The organism is Mycolicibacillus trivialis, assembly GCF_002102395.1.
In the GTDB taxonomy this organism is placed as follows: Bacteria; Actinomycetota; Actinomycetes; order Mycobacteriales; family Mycobacteriaceae; genus Mycobacterium; species Mycobacterium triviale.
Map to the genome: position 1 here is coordinate 42,788 of NZ_LQPZ01000027.1, position 15,333 is coordinate 58,120.

Sequence of the window (15,333 nt, forward strand, 5' to 3'; positions counted from 1 at the left end):
GCACATGGGCATCGAAGAGCAACTGCCCAGCGGTCTGCTGCTGTCCACCGTGGAGTCCCTGGCCGGGTACTTCCGCAAGGGCTCACTGTGGCCGGCGACGTTCGGGCTGGCGTGCTGCGCGATCGAGATGATGTCAACGATGGCACCCGATTACGACCTCTCCCGGTTCGGGATGGAGGTCTTCCGCGCATCACCGCGCCAGGCCGACCTGATGATCGTGGCGGGCCGGGTCAGCCAGAAGATGGCGCCGGTGCTGCGCCAGATCTACGACCAGATGGTCGAACCCAAATGGGTGCTGTCGATGGGGGTGTGCGCCTCCTCCGGAGGCATGTTCAACAACTACGCGATCGTGCAGGGCGTCGACCACGTCGTCCCCGTCGACATCTACCTGCCCGGCTGCCCGCCCCGTCCGGAGATGCTGATGTACGCGATCCTCAAGCTGCACGAGAAGATTCAGGAGATGCCGCTCGGGGTCAACCGCGAACGGGCGATCAGCGAAACCGAAGCCGCCGCGCTCGCCGCGCCGTCCACCTGGCAGATGAAGGGGCTGCTGCGGTGAGCGACCACGACGAGAACCCGACCACCGGATACAGCCCCGAGGCCGGCGAGGTGATCGGGGTGCGCCGCGGCATGTTCGGCGCCGCCGGCAGCCCGGACACCTCCGGCTACGGCGGTCTGGTGCGCGAGATCGCCTTCCCCGGCCGCAGCCAGCGGCCCTACGGCGGCTACTTCGACGCCGTGGTCGATTCCCTCACCGAGGCCCTGCAGCGCGAGGACATCCACGTCGACGACGCCGTGGAGAACGTCGTCGTCCACCACGACGAGCTGACCCTCTACATCATGCGCGACCGGTTGCCCACGGTGGCCCGGCTGCTGCGCGACGACCCGGATCTGCGTTTCGAGTTGAGCCTGGGGGTCAGCGGCGTGCACTACCCCGAGGACACCGGCCGGGAGCTGCACGCGGTGTACCCGCTGCGCTCGATCACCCACAACCGCAGAATCCGCCTGGAAGTCGCTGCGCCGGATGCCGATCCGCATATCCCGTCACTGTTCTCCATCTACCCGACCACCGACTGGCACGAGCGGGAGACCTACGACTTCTTCGGCATCGTCTTCGACGGCCACCCGGCCCTGACCCGCATCGCGATGCCCGACGACTGGCACGGCCACCCGCAGCGCAAGGACTACCCGCTCGGCGGCATCCCGGTGGAGTACAAAGGCGCCACCATCCCGCCTCCCGACGAGCGGAGGGCCTACACCTGATGACCGCCTCCACCACACCGGACGGCCGCCGGGAGACCGTCCTCAACCTCGGCGGACAGGACTGGAACGACATCGTCGACGCCGCCCACGCCGCCGACCCCGGCGAGCGCATCGTGGTCAACATGGGCCCGCAGCACCCGTCGACGCACGGGGTGCTGCGGCTGATCCTGGAGCTCGAGGGCGAGACCGTCACGGAGGCTCGGTGCGGTATCGGCTACCTGCACACCGGGATCGAGAAGAACCTGGAGTACCGCTACTGGTCGCAGGGGGTCACGTTCGTGACCCGGATGGATTACCTCTCTCCGTTCTTCAACGAGGTCGCGTTCTGCCTGGGCGTGGAGAAACTGCTCGACATCACCGGCGACATCCCCGAACGCGCCACCGTCATCCGGGTACTGCTGATGGAACTCAACCGGATTTCCTCGCACCTGGTCGCGATCGCCACCGGCGGCATGGAGCTCGGCGCACTGTCGGCCATGCTCTACGGCTTCCGGGAACGCGAATTGGTGCTCGACATCTTCGAGACGATCACCGGCCTGCGGATGAACCACCAGTACGTGCGTCCCGGCGGCGTCGTCGCCGACCTGCCCGACGAGGCGGTCCCGCAGATCCGGGACTTCCTGGACCTGATGCCCAAACGGCTCGCCGACATCGAGGGGCTGCTCACCGAGAACTACATCTGGAAGGCCCGCACCAAGGGCGTGGGCTATCTGGACCTGACCGGGTGCATGGCGCTGGGCATCACCGGTCCGGTGTTGCGCTCCACCGGCCTGCCCTACGACCTGCGCCGCACCGAACCCTACTGCGGCTACGAGGATTACGAGTTCGACGTGATCACCGACGACGGCTGCGACGCCTACGGCCGCTACCTGATCCGCATCGAGGAGATGAAGCAGTCGCTGAAGATCGTCGAACAGTGCCTGGACCGGTTGCGACCCGGGCCGGTCATGGTCGAGGACCGCAAGATCGCCTGGCCCGCCGACCTCACCGTCGGCCCCGACGGGCTGGGCAACTCCCCAGAGCACATCGGCTGGATCATGGGCCACTCCATGGAGGGGCTGATCCACCACTTCAAACGCGTCACCGAGGACCTGTGGGTCCCGCCGGGGCAGGTGTTCGTCTCGGTGGAGTCACCGCGCGGCGAGTTGGGGGTACACATGGTCAGTGCGGGCGGCACCCGGCCTTACCGGGTGCACTACCGCGATCCGTCGTTCACCAACCTGCAGGCGGTGGCGGCGATGTGCGAAGGCGGACTGGTCGCCGACGTGATCGCTGCGGTCGCCAGCATCGACCCGGTCATGGGCGGGGTGGACCGATGAGCGACGCCGCCCAGACCCCGCCGAACAAGACCGGCCGCGGCCGGCTCATGCCGCCGACCGCGGGCACCGGCGGCGAGCGGGTCTTCCTGCAACTCGGCCCGCCGCCCGAGGAGCCCAACCAGTTCAACCACCCGGGTGCGCCCACGTCCTACCCCGAGGAGGTCCGGGCCCGGCTGGCCGCCGACGCCGAACAGATCATCGCCCGCTATCCGCACCCGAAATCGGCCATCCTGTCGCTGCTGCACCTGGTGCAGGCCGAGGACAGCTACCTCACCCCCGCCGGGCTGGCCTTCTGCGCCGAGCAGCTCGACCTGACCAACGCGCAGGTCGCCGCGGTCGCGTCGTTCTACTCGATGTACCGGCGCGCCCCCACCGGGGAGTACCTGGTCGGGGTCTGCACCAACACGCTGTGCGCGGTGATGGGCGGCGACGCCATCCTCGACGCCCTCAAGGACCACCTCGGCGTCGACGACGAGGGCACCACCGCCGACGGCGCGATCACCCTGCAGCACGTGGAGTGCAACGCCGCGTGCGACTACGCACCGGTGATGATGGTCAACTGGGAATTCTTCGACCAGCAGACCCCGGAGTCCGCCCGGCAACTGGTCGACGCGCTGCGCTCCGAGGAGACCGTCGTGCCCACCCGCGGCCAGCCGGTCTGCGGGTTCCGGCAGACCTCGCGGTTTCTGGCCGGCTTCCCCGACGAGCGGCCCGACGAGGGGCAGGGCGGGCCGGGCGCGGCCACCCTGGCCGGCCTGCACGAGGCCCGCAACCGGCTGATGGCGGCGCCGCCGCCGTCGGCGACCGCCACCGAGGACCGCCGATGGCATACCTGACCCCGCTGACCCCGGTGCTCAGCGGCCACTGGGACGAACCCGAATCGTGGACGCTGGAGACCTACCTGCGTCACGACGGCTACCGCGGTCTGCGCGCCGCGCTGGACACCGACCCCGACACCGTCATCGACATCGTGAAACGCTCCGGCCTGCGAGGCCGCGGCGGCGCCGGATTCTCCACCGGCACCAAGTGGTCGTTCGTGCCGCAGGGCAACGAGGGAGCGGCGGCCAAACCGCACTACCTGCTGGTCAACGCCGACGAATCGGAGCCGGGCACCTGCAAGGACATGCCGCTGCTGCTGGCCAGCCCGCACACCCTGATCGAGGGCATCGTCATCTGCTGCTACGCGATCCGGGCCAACCGAGCCTTCATCTACGTGCGCGGCGAGGTGCTGCCGATCCTTCGGCGGCTGCGCGGCGCGGTGGAGGAGGCCTACGCGGCCGGCTATCTGGGCCGCGACATCGGCGGGTCCGGCTTCGACCTGGACGTGGTGGTGCACGCCGGCGCCGGCGCCTACATCTGCGGTGAGGAGACCGCCCTCATCGACTCGCTGGAAGGCAACCGCGGGCAGCCGCGGCTGCGCCCGCCGTTCCCGGCCGTCTCCGGTCTCTACGGCTGCCCGACGGTGGTCAACAACGTCGAGTCCATCGCGAGCGTGCCGTCGATCCTGGCCCACGGGGTGGACTGGTTCCGGTTGATGGGCAGCGAGAAATCCCCCGGTTTCACCCTGTATTCGCTGTCCGGGCACGTCAACCGGCCCGGCCAGTACGAGGCGCCGCTGGGCATCACCCTGCGCGAGTTGCTGGAGTACGCCGGTGGTGTCCGCAACGGCCACAAGCTGAAGTTCTGGACCCCCGGCGGGTCGTCGACACCGTTGCTGACCGAGGAACACCTCGACGTTCCGCTGGACTACGAGGGCATGGCCTCGGCCGGGTCGATGCTCGGCACCAAGGCGCTGCAGATCTTCGACGAGACCACCTGTGTGGTGCGGGCCGCACGTCGCTGGTCGGAGTTCTACAAACACGAGTCCTGCGGCAAGTGCACCCCGTGCCGGGAGGGCACCTACTGGCTGGTGCCGATCTACGAGCGGCTGGAGACCGGGCGCGGCACCCGCGAGGACCTCGACACCCTGCTCGACATCGCCGATGTGCTGTTCGGGAAGTCGTTCTGCGCGTTGGGTGACGGTGCCGCGATGCCGGTGCAGTCCTCGATCCAGTATTTCCGCGACGAGTACATCGCCCACGTCGAGCAGGGTGGCTGTCCGTTCGACCCGAAGGCGAGCATGTTCGTCCCCCAGACCGGCTCCCGTCCCGACACCGGCTCCCACCCCGAGGGAGGAACCCCGTGACCGCAGCGGATCAGCCCTCGGCCGACGGTCGCCGCCCGGAGATGGTGACGTTCACCATCGACGACCAGAAGGTCACCGTGCCCAAGGGCACGCTGATCATCCGGGCGGCCGAGCAGATCGGCATCGAGATCCCCCGGTTCTGCGACCACCCACTGCTGGACCCGGTGGCCTGGTGCCGACAGTGCCTGGTCGAGGTTGAGGGCCAGCGCAAACCGCAGCCGTCCTGCGCGGTGGCCGGTGCCGACGGCATGGTGGTGCGCACCCAGCACACGTCCGAAGAGGCCGACCGGGCCCAGCATCTGGTGATGGAACTGCTGCTGATCAACCACCCGCTGGACTGCCCGACCTGCGACAAGGGCGGGGAATGTCCACTGCAGAACCAGGCGATGAGCCACGGCCGCACCGAGACCCGCTTCGAGGAGGCCAAGCGGGTCTACCCCAAGCCGATCAACATCTCCTCGCAGGTGCTACTGGACCGCGACCGCTGCATCCTGTGCGCACGCTGCACCCGGTTCGCCAACGAGATCGCCGGTGACGTGTTCATCGAGATGATGAACCGCGGTGCGCTGCAACAGGTCGGCATCTACGAGGACGAGCCGTTCGACTCCTACTTCTCCGGCAACACCGTGCAGATCTGCCCGGTCGGCGCGCTCACCGGCTCGTCCTACCGGTTCCGGGCGCGACCGTTCGACCTGGTCTCCACCCCCGGCGTCTGCGAGCACTGCGCCTCCGGCTGCTCACAGCGCACCGACCACCGGCGCGGCAAGGTGATGCGCCGGATGGCCGGAGACGACCCGGAAGTCAACGAGGAGTGGAACTGCGACAAGGGCCGCTGGGCGTTCACCTACACTCGGCAACGCGACCGCATCACCACCCCACTGGCCCGCGACGACACCGGGGTGCTGACGCCGACCTCCTGGCCGAACGCGCTGGCGCTGGCGGCCCGGGGCCTGGCCGCCGCCCGCGGCCGCACCGGTGTGCTGGTCGGCGGGCGCTCGACCGTCGAGGACGCCTACGGTTACGCCAAGTTCGCCCGGGTGGCGGCCGGCAGCGACGACATCGACTTCCGGGCCCGGCCGCACTCGGCGGAGGAGACGGCGTTCCTCAGCGCCCGCATCGCCGGAACCGGCGTCGACCTGGACTACCAGGCGTTGGAGAGCGCACCGGTGGTCGTGCTGGTCGGTTTCGAACCCGAGGAGGAGTCCCCGATCGTCTTCCTGCGGTTGCGTAAAGCCGCCCGCAAGAACGAGACCCGGGTCTTCTCGATCGCGCCGTTCGCCGACCGGGGCCTGGAGAAGATGTTCGGCACCCTGATCCCGACCGCGCCGGGCGCGGAGGCCGCCGCCCTCGACGGCCTGCATGACGGTGAACTCGGCGCGCTGCTGCGCCGACCCGGCGCGGTCCTGCTGGCCGGGGAACGGCTCGCGGTCAGCCCCGGCGGCCTGTCGGCGGCGGTGCGGCTGGCCGAGGCCACCGGGGCACGGCTGGGCTGGGTGCCGCGTCGCGCCGGGGAGCGCGGGGCGCTGGAGGCCGGTGCCCTGGCCGGGCTGCTGCCCGGCGGCCGGCCGATGACCGATCCCGACGCGCGCTCCCAGCTGGCCGCGGTCTGGGGCGAACTCCCGGCACCCTCCGGGCGCGACACCACCGCGATCCTGGCGGCAGCCGCCGCCGGTGAGCTGGGTGCGCTGCTGGTCGGCGGTGTCGAGCCGGCCGATCTGGCCGACCCGGCCGCAGCCTTGGCCGCGCTCGACGCCGTCGGGTTCCTGGTCAGCCTGGAACTGCGCCACAGCGAGGTCACCGACCGTGCCGACGTGGTGTTCCCGGTGGCGCCTGCGGTGGAGAAGGCCGGCACGTTCGTCAACTGGGAGGGCCGGTCTCGGCGCTTCGGCGCCGCCCTGGCCGACACCGGCGCGCTGCCGGACCTTCGGGTGCTCGACACGATCGCCGAGGAGATGGGCACCCCGCTCGGGCTGGGCGGCGCCGCCGACGCCCACGCGGAACTGCAAGCGCTGGGCGGCTGGGCCGGCCCCCGAGCGGCCTCGCCCACCGTGGCCGCCGGCGCCGCCCCGGCCCCCGGCCGCGGGGAGGCGGTGCTGGCCAGCTGGCGGATGCTGCTCGACGCCGGCCGGATGCAGGACGGGGAGCCCAACCTGGCCGGCACCGCGCGCACCCCGGTGGTGCGGCTGGGCGCCGCGACCGCCGATGAGATCGGCGCCGCCGACGGTGACCCGGTGACGGTCGCCACCGACGCCGGTGCGATCACCCTGCCTCTGGTCGTCACCGTCATGCCCGAACGGGTGGTGTGGCTGCCGATGAACTCACCCGGCTCGGCGGTGCACCGCGGGCTGGGCGTGACCGCCGGTGCGACGGTGCAGATCCACACCGGAGAGGAGCGGGCCCGGTGACCGGATTCGGCAACGACGTGTGGTGGCTGATCGTCGCCAAGGCGCTGGCCGTCTTCGTCTACCTGTTGCTGACCGTGCTGTTCGCGATCGTCATCGAACGGAAAGTGCTGGGCCACATGCAGATGCGGCCCGGCCCCAACCGCGTCGGCCCGCGCGGGTGGCTGCAGAGCCTGGCCGACGGGATCAAGCTCGCCCTCAAGGAGGGCATCATGCCCACCGATGCCGACCGGGTGATCTACACCCTGGCGCCGGTCATCTCGGTGATCCCGGCGATCACCGCGTTCGCGGTGATCCCGTTCGGCCCGGAGGTCAGCGTGTTCGGCCACCGCACCGCGCTGCAGGTCACCGACCTGCCGGTGGCGGTGCTGTTCGTGCTGGCGATGTCCTCGGTCGGGGTGTACGGGATCATCCTGGCCGGCTGGTCGTCGGGCTCCACCTATCCGCTGCTGGGCGGGATCCGCTCCACCGCGCAGGTGATCTCCTACGAAGTCGCGATGGGCCTGGCGTTCGCGGCGGTCTTCCTCTACGCCGGCACCATGTCCACCTCGGGCATCGTCGCGGCCCAGGACCGGGTGTGGTTCGTCTTCCTGCTGCTGCCGTCGTTCCTGGTCTATCTGACCGCGATGGTCGGGGAGACCAACCGCGCCCCGTTCGACCTGCCGGAGGCGGAGGGCGAACTGGTCGGCGGGTTCCACACCGAGTACTCCTCGTTGAAGTTCGCGATGTTCTTCCTCGGCGAGTACATCAACATGACCACCGTCTCGGCGGTGGCCGTCACCATCTTCCTGGGCGGCTGGCACGCGCCCTGGCCGGTCAACATGATCGACGGCGCCAACACGGGTTGGTGGCCGGTGCTGTGGTTCACCGCGAAGGTGTGGGGCCTGCTGTTCGTCTACATCTGGCTGCGCGCCACCCTGCCCCGGTTGCGCTACGACCAGTTCATGGCGCTGGGCTGGAAGATCCTCATCCCCACCGCCCTGCTGTGGGTGATGGCCGCCGCGGTGATCCGCAGCCTGCGCAACGACGGCTACCCGCACTGGACACCGGTGCTGGCCGCGCTCAGCGCCGTCACCGCGCTGGGTTTGGTCGCGTTCCTGCATCGGCGGTTCAGCGCGGTGCGCGGCGACGAGCCGCGCCGGGACCGCAGCGACACAACGATTTCCGGCTCACCGGCACCCGGCGACGGGTTCCCGGTGCCGCCGCTGCCCGCCGCGCCGGCCCCTCGGCGCGACGCCGTGGTGAGCAAGGAGGAGATCCATGGCTAAGTTCACCGACGCCCTCGCCGGGTTCGGCGTGACGCTGTCGACGATGTTCAAGAAGCCGATCAACGACGGCTACCCGGAGCAGAAGAAGCCCACCGCCAAACGCTTCCACGGCAGGCACCGCCTCAACCGGCACCCGGACGGGCTGGAGAAGTGCATCGGCTGCGAGTTGTGCGCCTGGGCCTGCCCCGCCGACGCCATCTACGTGGAGGCCGCCGACAACACCGACGAGGAGCGCTACTCCCCCGGCGAACGCTACGGGCGGGTGTACCAGATCAACTACCTGCGCTGTATCGGCTGCGGCTACTGCGTCGAGGCCTGCCCCACCCGCGCGCTGACGATGACCAACGACTATGAGATCGCCGCGGACAACCGGGCCGACATGATCTGGGAACGTGAGCAACTGCTCGCACCGCTGGAGACCGGGATGACCGCGCCGCCGCACCCGATGCCCCCCGGCGCCACCGACAAGGACTACTACCTGGGCAACGTCACCGCCGACGGATTGCAGGACAACCCCGACTTGTTCGCGATGCTCGACCGGGTTCGACAGGGCCGGGCCTGATGACGATCGCCACCGCGATGGCGCAGGCCGCCGAACCGATCACCCGCACCAGCACCGGTGAGGCCGTGACGTTCTGGTTGCTCGGCGTGCTCGCGGTGGTCGGCGCGGTCGGGGTGGTCGCCGCGGCCAAGGCGGTGTACTCCGCACTGTTCCTGGCGATGACGATGCTGATTCTGGCGGTGTTCTACTTCCTGCAGGACGCGATGTTCCTCGGGGTGGTGCAGATCGTCGTCTACACCGGCGCGGTGATGATGCTGTTCCTGTTCGTCATGATGCTCATCGGCGTGGACTCCGCGGAATCGCTGGTGGAGACGCTGCGCGGGCAGCGGGTCGCCTCGATCGCCGCCGGCCTCGGGTTCGGGGTGCTGCTGATCGCCGGGATCGGGGCGGCGGCCACGCATCTGACCGCCCCCGTCGCCGCGAGCCCGACCGCCGGGCAAAACAACGTCGAGGGGCTGGCCGAGCTGATCTTCAGCCGCTACCTGTGGGCGTTCGAACTCACCGGTGCGCTGCTGATCACCGCGGTGCTCGCGGCGATGGTGCTGGCACACCGGGAGCGGCTGGTCCCGCGGCCCACCCAGCGCGAACTGTCGATCCGGCGGTTCCGGGCCGGCGGGCACCCCACCCCGATGCCGACACCGGGGGTCTACGCCCGCCACAACGCCGTCGATGTGGCGGCTCTGCTGCCCGACGGCTCGTTCTCCGACCTGTCGGTGCCCTCGGTGCTCGCCCAGCGCACCGTGGCCCGCTCGGGCAACGCCAGGCCGGCCACCGGTTCGACGTCCACCGGCGAGGAGGAACCCCGTTGAACCCGGATAACTACCTCTACCTGTCGGCGCTGTTGTTCACCATCGGCGCCGCCGGAGTGTTGTTGCGGCGCAACGCGCTGGTCATGTTCATGTGCATCGAGTTGATGCTCAACGCGGCCAACCTGGCGTTCGTCACCTTCGCCCGCCACCACGGCCAACTCGACGGCCAGGTCGTGGCGTTCTTCACCATGGTGGTCGCCGCCTGCGAGGTGGTGGTGGGCCTGGCGATCATCATGACCATCTTCCGTGCCCGCAGATCGGCTTCGGTCGACGACGTGAACCTGCTCAAGGGCTGAGGGCGCCGATGACATCCACGCTCAGTGCGCTTCTGGTGGCGCTGCCCTCGGCCGGGGCGCTGTTGCTGTTGCTCGCCGGCCGGCGCAGCGACCGGTGGGGACACCTGCTGGGTTGCGCCACCGTCCTCGGCTCCTTCGGGATCGGCCTGGTTCTGCTGGCGGAGTTGCTGGGCCGCGACTCCGCCGACCGGGCGCTGCACAGCACCCTGTTCAGTTGGGTCCCGGTCGCCGAGCTGCAGGTGGACTTCGGGTTGCTGATCGACCCGCTGTCGATCTGTTTCGTGCTGCTGATCACCGGGGTCGGTGCGCTGATCCACCTCTACTCGATCGGGTACATGGCCGCCGACACCGACCGGCGGCGCTTCTTCGCCTACCTCAACCTGTTCGTCGCCGCGATGCTGCTGCTGGTGGTCGCCGACAACTACCTGGTGCTCTACCTGGGTTGGGAAGGGGTGGGGCTGGCCTCCTACCTCCTGATCGGGTTCTGGTACGTCCGTCCCACCGCGGCGACGGCGGGCAAGAAGGCGTTCGTCTCCAACCGGGTCGGCGACTTCGGCCTCGCTCTGGCGATGTTCGCGATGTTCGCCGCGTTCGGCACTTTGTCTTACGACGAGGTGTTCACCGCCGCACCGGGCGCCTCGCGCGGCATGCTCGCAGCGATCGGGCTGCTGCTGTTACTCGGCGCGTGCGCCAAATCCGCCCAGATCCCGGTGCAGGCCTGGCTGTTCGACGCGATGGAGGGTCCGACGCCGGTGTCGGCGCTGATCCACGCCGCGACCATGGTCACCGCCGGGGTGTACCTGATCGTGCGGTCCGGGCCGATCTTCGACCTGTCCGGCGACGCCCGCCTCGCCGTCGTCGTGGTCGGGGCGGCCACGCTGCTGTTCGGCGCGATCATCGGCTGCGCCAAGGACGACATCAAACGCGCCCTGGCGGCCTCGACGATCAGTCAGATCGGCTACATGGTGCTGGCGGCCGGGCTGGGAGCGGCCGGCTACGCGTTCGCGATTCTGCACCTGCTCACCCACGGCTTTTTCAAAGCCGGCCTGTTCCTGGGTTCCGGTGCGGTGATGCACGGGATGAACGACGAACAGGACATGCGCCGCTACGGCGGGCTGCGCACCTTCCTGCCGGTCACCTACGTCACGTTCGGGATCTGCTACCTCGCGATCATCGGGGTGCCGCCGTTCGCCGGGTTCTGGTCCAAGGACGCCATCATCGAGACCGCGCTGGCCGCCGGCGGGGTGCGCGGTGCGGTGCTCGGCGGAGTCGCCGTGCTGGGTGCGGCCATCACCGCCTTCTACATGACCCGGGTGATGCTGATGACCTTCCACGGGGAGCGCCGCTGGGCCGCAGAGCCGGACGAGGTGACCGACGAGAAGGCCCTGCAGCATCCGCACGAGGCGCCGCGGGTGATGACCTGGCCGATGATCGTGCTGGCGATCGGGGCGGCGTTCTCCGGGTTGTTGCTCGCCGGCGGCGACACCCTGTCCCGCTGGCTGGAGCCGGTGGTTTCGCCGCTGGGGCCGGTGGAGGTCCACCACGTCGTGCCGGCCTGGGTCAGCGGAGCGGTCACCTTCGCGGTGGTGCTGGCCGGGGCCGCGGTGGCCTACCGGATGTACGGCGCCCGCCCGGTCCCGGCGACCGCACCCGCCGACGTGTCGGTGCTGACCACCGCCGCCCGTCGTGACCTCTACGGCGACGCGGTCAACGAGGCCCTGCTCATGCGCCCCGGTGACGGCATCGCGCGTGGGCTGGCCACCGCCGACGACGTCGCGGTGGACGGGTCGGTCAACGCGCTGGCCGCGCTGGTGCGACGGATGTCGTCGTGGCTACGCGGCCTGCAGACCGGCTACGCGCGCAGCTACGCGTTGACGATGCTGGCCGGCGCGGTCCTGCTGACCGCCGTGATTTTGGCGGTGCAGCTGTGATGACCGCCCCGTGGCTCTCCCTGTTGTGGCTCGCCCCGATCGCCGGGGCGGCGCTGGTGATGGTGTTGCCTGCCGGCCGGGCCGGCCTGGCCAAGTACGTCGGGCTGGGTGTGAGCCTGGTGGCCCTGGCCGTGTCACTGGTGGTCACCGCCGGTTTCGACACCGGGGGCCAGACCTACCAGTTCGTCGAATCCCATCCCTGGATACCGTCGTTCGGTGCCGGCTACACCCTCGGCGTGGACGGTATCGCGGTGGTGCTGGTGCTGCTGACCACGGTGCTGGTGCCACTGCTGCTGCTGGCCGGCTGGCATGACGGCGGGCAGCGTCGTCGCGGCGTGCACGCCTACGTCGCGCTGACGCTGACCGTGGAATCGATGGTGCTGATCTCCCTGGTCTCGTTGGACATTTTGCTGTTCTACGTGTTCTTCGAGGCGATGCTCATCCCGATGTACTTCCTCATCGGCGGGTTCGGCACCGGCGCCGGACGCTCGCAGGCCGCGCTGAAGTTCCTGCTGTACAACCTGTTCGGTGGGTTGATCATGCTGGCCGCGGTGATAGGGATCTACGTGGTCACCGCCCAGCACGGCACCGGCACCTTCGACTTCCGCACCGCGGTGGCCGCGTTCGAGCCCGGCTCGACGGCGGTGGACCCCGGAGTGCTCAAGGCCCTGTTCCTCGGGTTCATGTTCGCGTTCGCGATCAAGGCGCCGCTGTGGCCGTTCCACCGCTGGCTGCCCGACGCGGCGGTCGAGGCCACTCCGGCGTCGGCGGTGCTGATGATGGCGGTGATGGACAAGGTCGGCACCTTCGGCATGCTGCGCTACTGCCTGCAACTGTTCCCGGAGGCGTCCACCTATTTCCGGCCGGCGATCATCACGCTCGCGGTGATCGGGGTGGTCTACGGGGCGCTGGTGGCGATCGGGCAGACCGACATCATGCGGCTGATCGCCTACACCTCGATCTCCCACTTCGGGTTCATCATCCTCGGCATCTTCGTGATGACCTCGCAGGGCCAATCCGGTTCCACGCTGTACATGTTCAACCACGGCATCTCCACCGCCGCGGTGTTCCTGATCGCCGGTTTCCTGATCGCCCGCCACGGCGGGTCGCGGTCCATCGCCGACTACGGCGGCGTGCAGAAACGCGCCCCGGTGTTGGCGGGCACCTTCCTGGTGGCGGCGATGGCGACGCTGTCGCTACCCGGCCTGGCGCCGTTCATCAGTGAATTCCTGGTGTTGATCGGCACGTTCAACCGGTACTGGCTGGCGGCGGTGTTCGGCACGACGGCGCTGGTGCTGTCCTCCATCTACATGCTGTGGCTCTACCAGCGGCTGATGACCGGACCGGTGGCGCGCGGCACCGAGCGGCTGACCGACCTCGTGCCCCGTGAGCTGGTGGTCGTCGCTCCGCTCATCGCGCTGCTGCTGTTCCTCGGGTTCTACCCCAAGCCCGTGCTCGACCTGATCAACCCGGCCGTCGCGCACACCATGACCACCACCGGCCACCATGACCCGCAGCCACTGACCGCCGAGGGATCGCGATGAGCACACCGAGCATCGAGTACTCCCTGCTGCTGCCGCTGCTGATCGTGTTCGGCGCGGCGGTGGCGGGCCTGCTGGTGGAGGCGCTGGCGCCGCGACGCTACCGCTACCCGGCCCAGGTGGCGCTGTCGCTGGGCGGGCTCGTCGCCGCACTGGTTGCGCTGATCGTGATCGCCGGCGGGATCGAAACCTTCGGGCGCACAGCGCTGCTGGGCTCGGTGGCCGTCGACCGACCGGTGTTGCTGATCCAGGGCACGGTGCTGGTGGTGGCGATCATGGCCGTGGTCCTCGTCGCGGAGCGCACCGCGGCGACGGCGGATGCACGTGTCGCTGTCGGCGCCGGCGCGTCCGCGCGGGGGCTGGACTCGTTCACCCCGCAGGGGGCGGCGTTCCCCGGCAGCCCCGGGGAACGGGTGGCGACGCAGGCCGGCGTGATGCAGACCGAGGTCTTCCCGCTGACCCTGTTCTCGGTCGGCGGCATGCTGGTGTTCCCCGCCGCCAACGACCTGTTGACGATGTTCATCGGCCTGGAAGTGCTGTCGTTGCCGCTGTATCTGCTCTGCGGCCTCGCCCGGCACCGGCGGCTGATGTCCCAGGAGGCGGCGCTCAAATACTTCCTGCTGGGCGCGTTCTCCTCGGCGTTCTTCCTGTTCGGGGTTGCGTTGCTCTACGGCGCCACCGGCACCCTGGCACTGTCCGGGATCGGCGAGACCGTCGCCGAGCGCGGGGTGGACACGCTGGGGCTGCTGGGCGCCGCGCTGCTCGCGGTGGGGCTGCTGTTCAAGGTCGGCGCGGTGCCGTTCCACTCCTGGATCCCCGACGTCTACGTCGGCGCGCCCACCCCGATCACCGGGTTCATGGCGTCGGCGACCAAGGTCGCAGCGTTCGGCGCGCTGATGCGGGTGGTCTACGTCGCCTTACCGCCGATGCACGACCAGTGGCGCCCGGTGCTGTGGCTGGTGGCGATCGCGACCATGGCGGTCGCCACGATCGCCGCCGTGAACCAGACCGACGTCAAGCGGATGCTGGCCTACTCCTCGGTGTCCCACGTCGGGTTCATCCTCACCGGGGTGATCGCGGCGATCCCGGCCGGCGTCTCGGCGACGGTGTTCTACCTGATCGCCTACAGCTTCTCCACGGTCGGCGCGTTCGCGATCGTCGGCCTGGTGCGCGGCGCCGACGGCGTCGAGGAGCCGGACATGAGCCGCTGGGCGGGGCTGGGGCGGCGTTCCCCTCTGGTCGGGCTGATGTTCTCGCTGTTTTTGCTCGCCTTCGCCGGGATCCCGCTGACCAGCGGGTTCACCAGCAAATTCGCCGTGTTCAAGGCGGCAGCCGAGGGCGGCGCGGTGCCACTGGTGATCGTCGGCGTGGTGGCCAGCGGCGTGGCCGCCTACTTCTATGTGCGGGTGATCCTGCTGATGTTCTTCACCGAGCCCTCCGAACACACCCCGCGCGTGCTGGTCCCCGGCGTGCTGGCCAAGGCCGCGATCGCGCTGTGCGCCGCGGTCACCGTGCTGCTCGGCGTGCTGCCGCAGCCGGTGTTCGACCTGGTGGACGCCGCGACCGCGTTCGTGCGCTGAGTCGGGGCCCGGGATTCCCCGGGGCCGGTTTATCCCCAGTTGGGGGTTTGTCCACAGATTCACCGGGTGGTCCCTGTGGGCGGCGGTTGTGTCGGTCGGCGTTTCTAGCGTCGGTGGTATGGCGACAGCGATGGCTCCCCAGGCGGCACAGGACCAAATCCGCGCTGCCCTGGATGC

At 69.6% G+C, this 15,333-nt stretch carries 13 protein-coding genes; all 13 read left to right on the top strand.

Annotated features, from left to right (window positions below):
- The first annotated feature begins 4 nt into the window (after positions 1-4).
- From AWC30_RS10460 to nuoN, 13 genes are read left to right on the top strand one after another with little or no spacing between them, the layout of a single operon-like run.
- Positions 5-559, top strand: coding sequence for a NuoB/complex I 20 kDa subunit family protein (locus AWC30_RS10460; protein ID WP_066851898.1), 555 nt, complete (start codon positions 5-7; stop codon positions 557-559).
- Positions 556-1,263, top strand: a complete 708-nt coding sequence (locus tag AWC30_RS10465; RefSeq protein WP_085110132.1) for an NADH-quinone oxidoreductase subunit C — start codon at positions 556-558, stop codon at positions 1,261-1,263. The genes AWC30_RS10460 and AWC30_RS10465 overlap by 4 nt, the downstream gene beginning before the upstream one ends.
- Positions 1,263-2,582 carry an NADH dehydrogenase (quinone) subunit D gene (gene nuoD, locus AWC30_RS10470; protein WP_085110133.1) on the top strand — a complete coding sequence of 440 codons (1,320 nt, stop codon included), beginning with the start codon at positions 1,263-1,265 and terminating at the stop codon, positions 2,580-2,582. Before AWC30_RS10465 ends, nuoD begins: the two co-directional genes overlap by 1 nt.
- 47 nt (positions 2,583-2,629) lie before the next feature.
- Complete coding sequence (gene nuoE / locus AWC30_RS10475) at positions 2,630-3,418, top strand: NADH-quinone oxidoreductase subunit NuoE (RefSeq protein WP_109562018.1); 789 nt, start codon at positions 2,630-2,632, stop codon at positions 3,416-3,418.
- Positions 3,406-4,767 (top strand): NADH-quinone oxidoreductase subunit NuoF, encoded by a 1,362-nt coding sequence (nuoF, locus tag AWC30_RS10480; protein ID WP_085110135.1) that lies wholly within the window; start codon positions 3,406-3,408, stop codon positions 4,765-4,767. The genes nuoE and nuoF overlap by 13 nt, the downstream gene beginning before the upstream one ends.
- 41 nt (positions 4,768-4,808) lie before the next feature.
- Entirely contained in the window at positions 4,809-7,172 is a 2,364-nt protein-coding gene (locus AWC30_RS10485) for an NADH-quinone oxidoreductase subunit G (protein ID WP_109562019.1), read from the top strand.
- Positions 7,169-8,437 carry an NADH-quinone oxidoreductase subunit NuoH gene (nuoH, locus tag AWC30_RS10490; RefSeq protein WP_085110137.1) on the top strand — a complete coding sequence of 423 codons (1,269 nt, stop codon included), beginning with the start codon at positions 7,169-7,171 and terminating at the stop codon, positions 8,435-8,437. Before AWC30_RS10485 ends, nuoH begins: the two co-directional genes overlap by 4 nt.
- Positions 8,430-8,999, top strand: a complete 570-nt coding sequence (gene nuoI / locus AWC30_RS10495; RefSeq protein ID WP_085110138.1) for an NADH-quinone oxidoreductase subunit NuoI — start codon at positions 8,430-8,432, stop codon at positions 8,997-8,999. Before nuoH ends, nuoI begins: the two co-directional genes overlap by 8 nt.
- Positions 8,999-9,808 (top strand): NADH-quinone oxidoreductase subunit J, encoded by an 810-nt coding sequence (locus AWC30_RS10500; protein WP_085110139.1) that lies wholly within the window; start codon positions 8,999-9,001, stop codon positions 9,806-9,808. Before nuoI ends, AWC30_RS10500 begins: the two co-directional genes overlap by 1 nt.
- A complete protein-coding gene (nuoK, locus tag AWC30_RS10505) occupies positions 9,805-10,104 on the top strand; it encodes an NADH-quinone oxidoreductase subunit NuoK (RefSeq protein WP_085110140.1) in 300 nt (99 codons plus the stop codon). The genes AWC30_RS10500 and nuoK overlap by 4 nt, the downstream gene beginning before the upstream one ends.
- Positions 10,105-10,112: 8 nt before the next feature.
- The gene (gene nuoL / locus AWC30_RS10510) at positions 10,113-12,035 is read left to right on the top strand and encodes an NADH-quinone oxidoreductase subunit L (protein WP_085110141.1); all 1,923 of its coding nucleotides are present in this window, start codon (positions 10,113-10,115) and stop codon (positions 12,033-12,035) included.
- The gene (locus tag AWC30_RS10515) at positions 12,035-13,579 is read left to right on the top strand and encodes an NADH-quinone oxidoreductase subunit M (protein WP_085110142.1); all 1,545 of its coding nucleotides are present in this window, start codon (positions 12,035-12,037) and stop codon (positions 13,577-13,579) included. The genes nuoL and AWC30_RS10515 overlap by 1 nt, the downstream gene beginning before the upstream one ends.
- Positions 13,576-15,156 carry an NADH-quinone oxidoreductase subunit NuoN gene (gene nuoN / locus AWC30_RS10520; protein ID WP_275993627.1) on the top strand — a complete coding sequence of 527 codons (1,581 nt, stop codon included), beginning with the start codon at positions 13,576-13,578 and terminating at the stop codon, positions 15,154-15,156. The genes AWC30_RS10515 and nuoN overlap by 4 nt, the downstream gene beginning before the upstream one ends.
- Positions 15,157-15,333: the final 177 nt, after the last annotated feature.